Source organism: Bacteroidetes bacterium GWF2_43_63 (assembly GCA_001769275.1).
Classification (GTDB): Bacteria; Bacteroidota; Bacteroidia; order Bacteroidales; family DTU049; genus GWF2-43-63.
Genome location: MEOQ01000018.1, coordinates 37,544 through 50,710, shown reverse-complemented (window position 1 = coordinate 50,710; position 13,167 = coordinate 37,544). Strand labels below are relative to the sequence as shown.

10 protein-coding genes and 1 tRNA gene are annotated in these 13,167 nt (G+C 43.1%); 9 read left to right on the top strand and 2 right to left on the bottom strand.

Features of this window, described 5'->3' with window-relative positions; all coding sequences use genetic code 11:
* Positions 1-135: 135 nt before the first annotated feature.
* Positions 136-942 (bottom strand): hypothetical protein, encoded by an 807-nt coding sequence (locus A2W93_08800; protein ID OFY55227.1) that lies wholly within the window; start codon positions 940-942, stop codon positions 136-138.
* A 167-nt stretch (positions 943-1,109) separates the two neighbouring features.
* Here A2W93_08800 and A2W93_08795 point away from each other — a divergent pair, with 167 nt between their 5' ends.
* The 7 genes from A2W93_08795 to A2W93_08765 all read left to right on the top strand — a co-directional run bounded on the left by A2W93_08795 (position 1,110) and on the right by A2W93_08765 (position 9,706).
* Positions 1,110-1,619 (top strand): hypothetical protein, encoded by a 510-nt coding sequence (locus A2W93_08795; protein OFY55226.1) that lies wholly within the window; start codon positions 1,110-1,112, stop codon positions 1,617-1,619.
* Between the two features lie 92 nt (positions 1,620-1,711).
* Positions 1,712-1,785, top strand: a tRNA-Arg gene (locus A2W93_08790).
* A 590-nt stretch (positions 1,786-2,375) separates the two neighbouring features.
* A complete protein-coding gene (locus A2W93_08785) occupies positions 2,376-3,848 on the top strand; it encodes a cysteine--tRNA ligase (GenBank protein ID OFY55225.1) in 1,473 nt (490 codons plus the stop codon).
* A 46-nt stretch (positions 3,849-3,894) separates the two neighbouring features.
* The gene (locus A2W93_08780) at positions 3,895-4,890 is read left to right on the top strand and encodes a glutamine cyclotransferase (protein ID OFY55224.1); all 996 of its coding nucleotides are present in this window, start codon (positions 3,895-3,897) and stop codon (positions 4,888-4,890) included.
* Positions 4,891-5,050: 160 nt separating this feature from the next.
* The gene (locus tag A2W93_08775; GenBank protein OFY55223.1) at positions 5,051-5,521 is read left to right on the top strand and encodes a hypothetical protein; all 471 of its coding nucleotides are present in this window, start codon (positions 5,051-5,053) and stop codon (positions 5,519-5,521) included.
* 141 nt (positions 5,522-5,662) lie between these two features.
* Complete coding sequence (locus A2W93_08770; protein OFY55222.1) at positions 5,663-7,033, top strand: alpha-L-fucosidase; 1,371 nt, start codon at positions 5,663-5,665, stop codon at positions 7,031-7,033.
* A 6-nt stretch (positions 7,034-7,039) separates the two neighbouring features.
* Positions 7,040-9,706, top strand: coding sequence for a beta-1,3-glucosyltransferase (locus A2W93_08765; GenBank protein OFY55272.1), 2,667 nt, complete (start codon positions 7,040-7,042; stop codon positions 9,704-9,706).
* 164 nt (positions 9,707-9,870) lie between these two features.
* Here the strand turns inward: A2W93_08765 and A2W93_08760 are convergent, their stop codons facing one another.
* Positions 9,871-10,977 carry a hypothetical protein gene (locus A2W93_08760; protein ID OFY55221.1) on the bottom strand — a complete coding sequence of 369 codons (1,107 nt, stop codon included), beginning with the start codon at positions 10,975-10,977 and terminating at the stop codon, positions 9,871-9,873.
* Between the two features lie 205 nt (positions 10,978-11,182).
* Here A2W93_08760 and A2W93_08755 point away from each other — a divergent pair, with 205 nt between their 5' ends.
* Both A2W93_08755 and A2W93_08750 read left to right on the top strand, forming a co-directional pair.
* On the top strand, positions 11,183-12,520 hold the full coding sequence (locus A2W93_08755; GenBank protein ID OFY55220.1) for a glutamate dehydrogenase: 1,338 nt from the start codon (positions 11,183-11,185) through the stop codon (positions 12,518-12,520).
* A gap of 118 nt (positions 12,521-12,638) precedes the next feature.
* Entirely contained in the window at positions 12,639-13,160 is a 522-nt protein-coding gene (locus A2W93_08750) for an NADH dehydrogenase (GenBank protein OFY55219.1), read from the top strand.
* The last annotated feature ends 7 nt before the right edge of the window (positions 13,161-13,167 follow it).

The following is a 13,167-nucleotide window of genomic DNA, read 5'->3' as shown; positions in this document are numbered from 1 at the left end:
ATAAGAGGAGACCATGAACGTTGTGCCTTTTGCATTGCACAAATGTCTCCTTTATGAACCTGATAACTTGATGACTTTCTACTTGCAAAGCGCCGCAGCCGCATGCCCTATGCTCTGTGCGTTGTGACGTCTGCATCACTGCACCACAAACGTTTTCGTAAAGTCGTTTCCGAAGCAATGCAATTGAATATAATACGTGCCCGGTGCCAAACCTTCTATTTCCAGATCGAAATGATTAGCGCCTTTCTGTGCATATTGACTCATATTGTAGATTAATGCTCCGTCGGAAGAGAAAATATAAACATCAGTTGCTGCCTGATTCATTGCGGTAAACTCAATGGCAAAACGGCCTGAATTCGGATTTGGATACAGATTCACATTGGTAAAATATTCTTCAGTTGCAGAAGGTGGCACTACTGGCTCTTCCTGAGGCAGCACCGCGCTGTCCTGCGCAATGACTTCTGGTTCGGGATCCGGTTCTTTGGCAGTATCGGGTTCATCAACGACGGGCTCATTTTTACATGGATTGCCCGAAATGTATTTGACAAAATAAATATCGCCAGGCATGGTGTCTGAATTATGGTTCCAGGTCTTACGGAATTTTTTCGCATCCAGAGGGCCTTCAATATCTTTAAATAGACCATTGGCTTTGCCGTCGGGATCTTCAATTCTGATCTGATATTCCGGATAGTATCCTTCTGATTCCTGAAAAATTGTAAAATTGCCAAGGCTATCGGTTACTGCATCATATTCGGTATTGCCATTGCGATCGACCAGTTTTACTTTGGCATTTTTCACCGGATTCTGGCATTCAATGTCCTTCACACTGCCTTTCACCGTAAAGAAATATACCGGAGCTCCGTATTGGGCCAGTACTTCAGAGGTGAATCCAATCATGAAGCCCAGAAGGGACAATGCTTTGGCAAAAAGTCTTGTAAACATAACGCAGAGGTTTTAAAAAACGAAGCCGCTTTGCAACAATAATTGTTCCGGTAAATGTTAAAATGCAAATCCATCAGAAAAGTAGTTGATTGGATTTTTGTATTTTTACTGATTCAGATTTTTCTGTTTTAATAATTTTCATCAGGTCTAATTCAATAATACGGAACATGAAACTGAAAAAACGAATTCTTACAACGTGTGGCATTGTGCTTTTTATTTTGATTGCTTCCTGCAGTCAGTTAGGCAAATCCGACAACACTGATTCTGATCAGAAAAACCAGACAAGTGAAAATTCATCGGCGCAACAGAACGAAGAAACAAATCTTGATTTCCTCAAAAAATACGATGGGAAATATGCAGATGAAGTTCACCTTTTCGAAAAGAAAATATTTTCGGAGCGGCTCGAAAAGCTGATTGGAACTGAAAATTTTAAATTGATCAAAGACGACTGGACAACCCTCATGCCCATGGAATACGCAAAGAATATTTTCACAGCGGAGGGCTGCAAGCCGCATGACTGTGGACCGAACAACTACATTGTCGTATATGATTTTTCCGAAGATGCCATGTATGCTGGGATCTGCGTTGATTATAAAGCAGAAACTTTTTCCGAAAACGAAAAGATCTCGCCGAAGGTGGAGAAGTGGAAGCCCTATGATTCACCTTTGCCAAAATAAGACAGGACTTTGGTTGTGAGCGAAAATTCAGCTAGAGGTTCAGGCCTCGGTTTCTACGGCAAATAAATAATCGTATCTTTGCACTGCATTACGGCTCCGTAGTTCAATTGGATAGAATGGCAGATTCCGGTTCTGTTGGTTGGGGGTTCGAATCCCTTCGGAGTCACTCTTAAGCTACTTTTACAACAAAACTTCTCCGAATGGATGAGAAGTTTATCCGCCAGCTGGCAGAAATCCCTTCGGAGTCACAAAAAACACTTTGTAATTAATTGAATCAATTATTACGAAGTGTTTTTGTTTTTACAGTCAAAAAATTGGATTTTTTTATTTGCAGACTTTGTATCCTGTTAATGTAGTTAACTCACTGAGCCCTGCCGCTGTCATCCTGAGCTCTGCTTCTGTCACTTTGAGCACCGCCGCTGTCATACTGAGCCCTGCTACTGTCACTCTGAGCGGAGTCGAAGAGTCGACAGCAGGGTAAACTCCGTCGAAGCACGAACAGCGGGATAAACTTCGTCGAAGTGTCAATGGTGGGGTAAGCTTTGTCGAAGTGAAAATGAAATTCCAGTAAGTGAAATTTCTTCAGCACTAATAATTAAATTCTATGGTCGATAAATTCCGGGACTGGGTGTCGTAGAAAACCTGAATAGACCTTTTTCATTAAATCAAATCAGCATTTTTTTGTGTCTTTGTGCCTTTGTGGCAAAACAGCCAGACTTCCGAAATTTCATTAATTTTGCAGCAACTCATTTCATCATGGAACATCCGCTGAAAGTTTACAACTCGCTCACGCGAAAGAAAGAAGATTTTATTCCCATCAACCCGCCTTTCGCAGGTATGTATGTGTGCGGGCCTACTGTGTATGGAGATCCGCATTTGGGTCACGCGCGTCCGGCCATTACCTTTGATGTGGTTTTTCGCTATTTACAGCACCTTGGCTACAAAGTGCGCTATGTGCGCAACATCACCGATGTGGGCCATCTCGAAAATGATGCTGATGAAGGTGAAGACAAAATTGAAAAAAAAGCAAAACTCGATCAGCTCGAGCCCATGGAAGTGGTGCAGTATTATACCAACCGCTATCATTACTACATGGATAAGCTCAATGTACTGAATCCTTCTATTGAGCCACACGCATCGGGACATATACCTGAGCAGATTGACATGGTGCAGAAAATTCTCGACAACGGAATGGCCTATGAAGCGGAAGGCTCTGTATATTTTGATGTTGAAAATTATAGCAAAAAATATCCCTATGGTATTCTTTCCGGTCGCAATGTCGATGAGCTTTTAAGCAACACCCGCGAGCTTGACGGTCAATCGGAAAAACGCAATTCGGCCGATTTTGCCATCTGGAAAAAAGCTTCGCCCACGCATATCATGCGCTGGAAGTCGCCCTGGAGCGATGGTGTGCCGGGCTGGCATATGGAATGCTCAGCCATGGGTGCGAAATATCTCGGAACGCCTTTCGATATTCATGGCGGTGGAATGGATTTATTGTTTCCACATCATGAATCCGAAATTGCACAATCGATGGCTGCCAGCGGTGTTCAGCCGGTGAAATACTGGTTACACAACAACATGATTACCATCAACGGTCAGAAAATGGGCAAGTCGCTTGGTAATTTCATAACCCTCGAGGAATTTTTGACTGGCAATCATCCTATGCTGGAACAGGCCTATACGCCGATGACGATTCGGTTTTTCATTTTGCAGGCACATTATCGTGGCACGGTCGATTTCTCGAACGCCGCGCTGCAAGCGTCGGGCAAAGCATTCGACCGATTGATGAAAGCATTTTACCGGCTAGACGCAATCGTTCCTGCCGTAGCCGGAGAATTCGATGAAAACAAGCTTTCGAAAGATTGCTACGATGCCATGAACGACGATTTGAATACACCAATGGTTATTGCCAGCCTTTTCGATGCAGTGAAATTCATCAATGCTGCAGCCGAAAAGCAAACTTCAATGTCGGAAGAACAAAAAATGGCTTTACTGAAAATCAGAAAAGATTTTATCGAAGATATTCTGGGACTTACGCAGGAGGGATCAGAAGCCGCTGCTGGAAAAGGAATTGAAGATGATTTGATGAAACTGATCATTGAATTGCGACTGAAATATCGTCAGGATAAAAACTTTGCCATGTCTGATTTCATTCGCGATGAACTTAAGAAAACCGGCGTGGAACTTAAAGACACGAAGGAAGGAACGGAGTGGATTAAAAACTAAAACTCTTTCAGATTCGTTATTAATTTGTCTGAACAAATAAATTGAAATGAAAACAAAAATCCTGATACTGACTGTAATAGTTGCAATGCTTAGTGCATGCGGGAACGGTAAAAAGAAAGATGGTGACGCGAAAGATTCAACAGTAGCGGAAACCATAAAAGTGCCTGAGTTCAATGCAGACAGCGCCTATGCATTTGTTGACAAACAAGTGTCGTTTGGTCCGCGCGTTCCCGGCAGCAAAGCACATCTGGCTTGCCGCGACTGGCTTGTGTCTGAATTGAAACGTCATGGTGCTGAAACTACAGTGCAGAATATTACAGTGCGGACTTATAACAATACGGTTATTTCCGGATACAACATTATCGGAAGTATTAACCCCGGCGCATCTGTGCGTATAATGCTCTCTTCACATTGGGATTCACGTCCGTTTGCAGATTATGATCCGGATCCGGCCAATCACAGCAAACCCATTCCCGGCGCCAATGACGGAGCATCGGGCGTTGGAGTGTTGCTTGAAATTGCGCGTCTTTTGAAAACCAATAATCCGCCGATTGGTGTCGATATATTTTTCTGGGATGTTGAAGATTTCGGCGAGCCCAAAGACGCGCAAGGTCAGGAAAAGGAAGACACCTGGGGACTTGGATCACAGTATTGGAGCAAGAATCCGCATAAACCGGGCTACAATGCACGATATGGAATTCTGCTCGACATGGTAGGAGCTCCATTTGCATCTTTCTATCGAGAAGGATTTTCACAGCGATATGCGCCTGGTGTGGTTACTAAAGTCTGGAATCATGCGCATGATCTTGGCTATTCAAATTTCTTTCTGAATGCGGAGTCCAATCCGATTATGGATGATCATTATTACGTGAATAAATATGCGAACATTCCTACGATTGACATCATTCATCAGGTCAATAATTCGAAGACTGGATTTTATCCTTACTGGCACACTCTGAAAGATGATATGAGTCAGATCGATCGCAATACGCTGAAAGTTGTCGGTCAGACCTTGCTGCGTACAGTTTTTTACGAGAAGTAGGATTGTTTTTTTTGTTGGGTTTTGTTCTTGTTTGTAAAAAAACAACAGGTTTTTGACATACACATGCAATTTATTGTATATAAAATATTATATAAAAAAGTTAATAGTAAAAATTAAAATATACTATATTTGCTGATAATTAACCAATAAATCCTGCATTATGAAATCAGTTATGAAGTTTTTTGTTTTGATGATTGTGTCATCGTCTTTGATGCTGAGCGGCTGCAAAAAGGACGACGACGAAGTTGTTACTCCGACAACGACCTACACCAATGTATTATCTGCAAAAATTGACGGCATACAATTTACCGCGTCTATGCCACTTGCTCAGATGACAATGGGGTTTCTGCAGATTGGTGGGTCAAACGCAGCCGGATCAATACAGGTGATTTTATCGTATGATGTACCAACAGGAACCGTTACAGTTACATCTGGAAGTGAAGAAGCTGTGTATTGGGATTCAGGAGCGGAATCTTATTGGCCAGGAACTGGATCAATTGTTGTCTCCAAGCATGATCAAACCAACAATATTATTGAAGGTACATTTACTGCAAGCCTTGAAGAATTTTCCTCCAGTGAAGTTATCAGTGTTTCAAACGGTGTTTTTAAAATTTCTTATATTGAGCATTAATAACAGACAAAATGTTTATTAATTAGTGCAGTCCATTACGGGCTGCATTTTTTTTATATTTTTGCTGAAACATTATAAGTTATGCATTTCCTCTTGAAAATTTTAATATTTGTTTCTCTTTTTTGTAATTTTTATTTCGTCATGGGACAGGTTGGAACCTACGTACCACCCACTGACACTCTGGTGAAACAAAAGCTGGAGAATTGGCTGGATATGAAATTCGGCTTGCTTATGCATTGGGGCTTGTATTCTCAACTTGGCGTGGTAGAGTCATGGGGATTGTGTTCGGAAGATCAGGACTTTCAGAGTCGCAACGGCATGGATTACATCGATTACAAAAATCATTATTTTAATCAGATTAAGAAATTCAATCCTCAGCAGTTTAATCCGGATGCATGGGCTGAAGTAGCTCAGAAAGCCGGGATGAAGTATGTTGTGTTTACGACAAAACATCATGATGGCTTTTGTATGTTCGATACAAAACAAACCGATTTTAAAATCACATCTGGCGAAAGTCCTTTCAACAGCAATCCCAAAGCCAATGTGGCTAAGTATGTTTTCGAAGCATTCCGCAACAAAGGTTTCATGGTAGGTGCTTATTTCTCGAAACCCGACTGGCATTGTCCATCTTACTGGACGCCGCTTCTGGCAACGCCCGACAGAAACTGCAATTACGACACACGCAAATATCCCGGTCGCTGGAAAGAATTTCAGAATTACACGTTCAATCAGATTGAAGAGCTGACAACGGAATACGGAAAGCTTGATATACTCTGGCTCGACGGTGGCTGGGTGCGTCCTGATTCCACAATCAACGAAGAAGTGCGCTCATGGGGCTACAACATTCCGAAGTACGAACAGGACATTGATATGCCTCGCATTGCTGCCATGGCTCGCGAAAATCAGCCGGGCATTCTTATAGTGGACCGCACTGTTCATGGCCCTTTTGAAGATTATCGAACGCCTGAACAAAGTGTTCCCAATTCCATTTTGTCGTATCCTTTCGAGACCTGCATGACTATGACTTCGAACTGGGGCTATGTTCCAAATGCAGAATATAAGTCAGCGGAATTATTAATTGCAATGATGATTGATGTTGTTTCAAAAGGCGGAAACTTTTTATTGAATGTTGCCCCTACAGCGCAGGGAACTTTCGAAAATAAAGCGATTCTTACATTGTATGAAATCGGAAAGTGGATGTCGGTGAATGAAAGTGCTATTTACGGAAGCCGCCCCTGGAAACAGTTTAAAGAGGGCAATCATGTGCGTTTTACACAATCAAAAGACGGAAAATATTTGTACGTTTTTGCTTTGTATTGGCCGGGAAAATCTCTGTCGTTGCCGTGCATCACCGAAAAGAAAAAATATAAAGTGACAATGCTCGGTTCGAAAGAGAAAATCAAAACGTCATTTTCTCAAGATGGATTGACTTTGATCATCCCGGAAGTATTGCAGAATGCTGCTTCGCGGCCAACCGCTTACATTTCTGTTTTTCGTATCACACTTAAATAAATGATCATGCACAGAAAGTCTCTGTTGCTATTGGCTATGACAATTATTTTCGGATTCGCGCTCCGTGCGCAGGATACATTGCCATACAAAAATCCACAACAGAGTATTGATGTCCGTGTTGCGGATCTTTTGAGTCGCATGACTTTAGAAGAAAAATTCTGGCAATTGTATATGATTCCGGCTGATCAAAATGTCGATCTGAAAAAATATCCGAATGGCATTTTCGGATTTCAGTTTGCCACTGCGGGGCGCGATAACAACAGTGCGGAGCAGATGCTGAATTATTCTGGTGGCGGCACAGCTTATGAAACAGCAAAGGCCATCAACGCTGCACAAAGATATTTTATTGAAGATACACGTCTGGGTATTCCAATCATTGCATTCGATGAAGCGTTGCATGGGCTTGTTCGTAAAGGAGCCACTGCCTTTCCGCAATCCATTGCTTTGGCGGCTACATTCGATACCGCACTGATGGCGGATGTCGCGGAGCAAATTGCATTTGAAGTTAAAGAACGTGGCATCAGGATGATTTTGTCGCCTGTGCTCAACGTGGCTGTTGATGGGCGTTGGGGCAGGGTAGAGGAAACTTACGGCGAAGATCCTTTTCTGGTGACTCAGATGGCGTTGGCCTACATCACTGCATTTGAAAAGATGGGAGTCATCACAACACCCAAACATTTCATTGCCAATTCAGGCGATGGCGGCCGCGACAGCTATCCGGTGCAGTTCAGTGAACGCATGATGGAAGAAGTTTTTTATCCGCCGTTTAAAGCGGTTATTCAAAAAGGTAAAGCAACTTCGCTCATGACTGCATACAATTCCTTTAACGGTAAACCCTGCTCTCAGAGCCATTATCTGCTTACAGAAAAGTTGAAAAATGAATGGGGATTTCGAGGTTTCGTCATCAGTGATGCAGGCGCAACAGGTGGTGCCAATGTACTCCATTTCACCGCAAAGGATTACACCGATGCAACAAAACAATCGCTGGAAGCCGGACTGGATGTGATTTTTCAGACATCGTTCGATCATTATCTGCTTTTTTACGATGCATTTGAAAAGAATCTGATCGATATTAAAGCCATTGATAGTGCGGTTGCACGAGTATTGCGTGCTAAGTTTGAATTGGGCTTGTTCGAACATCCTTATGTCGATGAGAGAATTCTTCGCGATGTTTCGGTGCCAGATTTACCTTTGAAAGCTGCGCGCGAATCGGTTGTGTTGCTGAAAAATGACCACGATATTCTGCCCTTGAAAAAAAATATTTCAGTCGCTGTGATCGGAACCGACGCCATCGAAGGGCGCCTTGGTGGCTATTCCCGCGAAGGCAAAGCAGAAGTGACAATCCTCGAGGGAATTCAGAATTTAATTGGAAAAGACAATGTGAAATACGCGGAAGGATGCGGGGCGTATGATGATTCACTGGTTGCAGTTGCTCCGCATTTTTTGTTTCATTCCGACGCTGGCAAGCAGGTACCGGGGCTTAAAGCAGAATATTTCAACAATATCTCATTAGGAGGAAAGCCTGTCCTGTCGCGCATTGATAACAATATTGATTTCGCCTGGACTTTGTTCTCGCCTGAACATGGGGTCGTAAATTATGATTTTTATTCGGTGCGTTGGGAAGGCGTATTGAAATCGCCGGGAAACCGAATGTATAATTTTGGAGTGCGTGGCGATGACGGTTATCGGCTCTTTATAAATGATTCTTTGATTATTGATAATAGGCAGAAACAGACAGTCAGAACAACAACAGTTCCATGCAGGTTTGAAGATGGTAAAAACTATGCTTTACGCATGGAGTTTAGCGAAAGTGTTGGTAGCGCTCATATTAGTCTGATGTGGGATGCTGGTTTGAATACATCAGAAGAAGAGGAAATAGATTTTGCAGTTCAAACTGCGCAGTCATGCGATGTTGCCATTGTTGTTGCTGGCATCGAAGAAGGAGAATTCCGCGATCGCGCTTCATTGCGTTTACCAGGCCGGCAGGAAGAGATGATACAGAAAATTGCTTCTACCGGAAAGCCAGTGATTGTTGTTCTTGTTGGTGGCGGCCCGGTGGTGGTAACCGATTTCATCAATAACATTGATGGACTTATTGATGTCTGGTATCCGGGCGATCAGGGTGGAACAGCTGTCGCTGATGTTTTATTCGGCGATTACAATCCTGCGGGCCGACTTCCAATAAGCTTTCCGGTTGATGAAGCTCAGTTGCCCTATGTGTATTATCACAAGCCCACCGGTCGAGGCGACGATTATCTGGACCTGACCGGAAAGCCCATGTTCCCATTTGGGTTTGGATTGAGTTATACAACATTTGAATATTCTGATTTAAAATTCAGTAAAGAAAATTTCAGTAGTAGTGAAAACACAATTGTTTCGTTTAAATTGAAAAACTCCGGAAAGTCTGATGGAGACGAGGTTGTGCAACTTTACATCCGCGACGAACTGGCGTCAGTTGCCCGCCCGATGATGGAGCTGAAAGGATTTCAACGCGTGCAACTGAAAGCAGGTGAAAGCAAAAACATCGCATTTGAGATTTCTCCCGAAATGCTCAGTATGCTGAATGAGCATATGCAGCGCGTGGTTGAGCCCGGCACCTTTCGAATTATGATTGGTGCCTCGGCAAATGATATTAGGTTGCGGGGGATTATTACAGTGGAAGACAAAAGATAAAAGTATAAAGCTCTGTCCTGAGCCTGTCGAAGGGACAAAAGTGACCATCTAATATTCCCATATTTGGAATTTAATCTGCGGAAGGCGGATCATGGGCGAAGCCCCACATTTTCACATTTTTCGTATCTCGTATTTTGTATTCCCTTTGCCGCATGCCGCGCGCGTTATCCCGTAATGCTGATGGTTTGCAGCAAATGTTTATTGAGTATTTGCAGGCCTTCCGGTGTATCGCGTAAAATGTTTTCGCTTTTGAAATCGCTGAGAATGCGCACCGCGTTTTCGTTACTCATACCACTGAGTTCCGCGAGATCTTTTCTTGAAATATAATGCGGAATTGTTTCGTTTTTGAAAACATCGTTCGACAGATAAAGAATCACTTCGGCCATGCGCCCTATGGTTTGTTTCAGACTCAGGCAGCTCATTTTGTGGAACAGAATCTTATAGCTGTCGCAAAGCCATGCAACAATGCTTTTATTGAATTTCGGGTTTTCGTTGATGAGTTTGATTACTCTTTCTTTTTCAATCAGGAAAACAGTGGAAGGAATCAATGCCACCGTTGAAAAATAATAATGATTTCCGAACAGCGACGACATGCCGATGAATTCGAACGGAAGCGTGAGCATAAACGAATAGCTTTTACTTCCCGGGCCTTCGATGTAAGATTTGGTAGCACCTTTGGCAAGCAGAATGAAATAAGAAGTAAACGCGCCTTGTTTGCCAATGGTCTCGCCTTTGCGGAAATTGAGCGGATTGCGCAATATTTGAATTGCTTCGCGTTTTTTGAGGCCCATGTTTTTCAGCCAATCCATCATTTCAGGAAAATCGTGCTGCACATTCTTCAACACCTCGGCCTCGTCTTCGCTGGTTTCTTCTTCGATATGACTTGGCTTGAGTTTTCGCAAGGTGACAAACATGGCTATTTTCTCTGCAATGGAAAGCAGCATTTGCATTTCCTCGGCCTTAAAAATCCCTTTCTCCGATTTCACCGGACGGATGTAATACACTCTGATCTCGCCAATGATTTCGCCATAGGCTTTAATAAGAGCACTCTGCTTAAGCTCGGTGCGTTGCAGCCCGGGACGGGAAAATATTTGTTCTCCGAGGATTATTTCGCCTTCGCATAAATCAGAATAACGCCATCCGGAAGGAATTATATCCAATAATTCGGAAATGGCCTGTGGCACCTCTTTGTCAATAATTTGAAGAACTTCATCAACCTTGTAGAGACAGTTCAGTTCCTTTGCGCGGTCGTGTAAGCCGAGTGTGTTCATTATCAATGGACTACGTGAAATAGCAAGTTCAATACCTTATTAATAGTTTGCAAAGTTAGTACAAAATAAATCATGGCAAAATCTGATTTGCGTCAATGGAGTTGGTGATTAATTGCATTTTTTGTTGGTGTATTTTGAGTGTTAAGTTTCTGCTGGGTTGACGTAATAGAGTTTACATTTGCATCAGAAACTAAATTCCTACAATATGAACGTTAAACAAATCATGCAGGATCTGGAACAGAGAAATCCGGGCCAGGTTGAGTATCTGCAGGCAGTACGCGAAGTACTCGAGTCAATCGAAGAAGTAGTAAATGAAAATCCGCAATTCGACAAAGCAGGCATCATTGAGCGCCTTGTTGAGCCAGACAGAACTCTCATGTTCAAAATTCCCTGGGTAGGCGATGATGGTAAAGTAAACGTGAACCGCGGATACCGCGTTCAGTTCAACAACGCTATCGGACCTTACAAAGGTGGTCTGCGTTTTCACCCAAGTGTGAACCTCTCAATCCTGAAATTCTTAGGTTTTGAGCAGATTTTCAAAAACAGCCTCACCACATTGCCTATGGGCGGTGGAAAAGGTGGCTCAGACTTCAATCCTAAAGGAAAATCAGACGGCGAAGTAATGCGTTTCTGCCAGGGCTTCATGCTCGAATTATGGAAACTTATCGGACCGGAAACAGATGTTCCTGCTGGTGACATCGGCGTTGGTGGACGCGAAATTGGTTTCATGTACGGTATGTACAGAAAACTTGCCCGCGAAAACACCGGAGTCCTCACTGGTAAAGGCATCAACTGGGGTGGCTCACTCATTCGTCCTGAAGCAACTGGTTTCGGCGGAATTTATTTCGTTGAACAGATGCTGAAAACAATGGGCACCGACTTTAAAGGCAAAACCGTTTCTCTCTCAGGTTTTGGCAACGTGGCTTGGGGCGCTGCAATTAAAGCAGTTGAACTCGGAGCAAAAGTTGTTACCGTTAGTGGTCCTGATGGATACATTTATGACGAAGCTGGTATCAGTGGTGAAAAAATCGATTATCTGCTTGACCTTCGTGCCAGCAACCAGGATATCGTAAAACCATATGCTGACAAATTCCCCGGCTCGAAATTCTTTGCCGGAAAACGTCCTTGGGAAGTTAAAGTTGACATTGCTCTGCCATGTGCAACCCAAAACGAACTCAGCGGAGAAGAAGCAAAAGTACTTATCGCCAATGGCGTTAAAGTGGTTGCTGAAATTTCCAACATGGGATGTACTCCTGAAGCAGTTGAAGCTCTCCACGCTGCCAAGATCGCTTTTGGCCCTGGTAAAGCTGTTAACGCCGGTGGTGTTGCTACCTCAGGTCTCGAAATGACTCAGAATTCCATGAAACTTTCATGGGATGCCAAAGAAGTCGATCAGCGTCTGCATTCAATTATGAATAATATCCACGAAGCTTGTGTGAAAAACGGAAAAGAAGCTAACGGATATATCAATTATGTAAAAGGTGCTAACGTAGCTGGTTTCCTTAAAGTTGCCAATGCTATGCTTGATCAGGGAATTGTTTAATTCCTCAGCATCTATCTCACTTAAGGCCCCGGTTTACCGGGGCTTTTTTTTGTGATATATTTCAAACTCGCTTTATCCTTTCAGATATTGAGTAATTTTGTATTCAAATCAAATAATCATGAGAATTGTACGTGTGGCGGTTGAGAGTGAGAGCATTATTGCAGGTGGCGTCGATCTGACTCAAATAGATCCAATACTCGAACACTATGCAGGCCATAAAGGTGCTGTTATTCCGGTTCTTCAGAAAATTCAGGAAACCTATGGTTATCTTCCTGCAGAATCTATCCGCAAAGCGGCAGAAGTGCTGCGTATCAGTGCCAGTGACATTTACGGAGTGGCTACATTCTACTCGCAGTTTCGGTTGAAACCGGTTGGGAAATACATTATTAAAGTTTGTCATGGGACAGCTTGTCATGTGCAGAATGCAACTGCCGTGAGCGAATCGATCGAAGAAGCCCTTGAAATTAAAGATGGCCAAACTACCGAAGACGGCTTGTTTACGATTGAAAGCGTTGCTTGTCTTGGCTGTTGTTCTCTGGCGCCTGTTATGATGATCAGTGGCGAAACTTATGGAAAACTTTCAGGCAAGTCGGCTGTAAAGATTATTAATGACGTTAGAATGCAGGAAAAACAAAAATAGACATGGG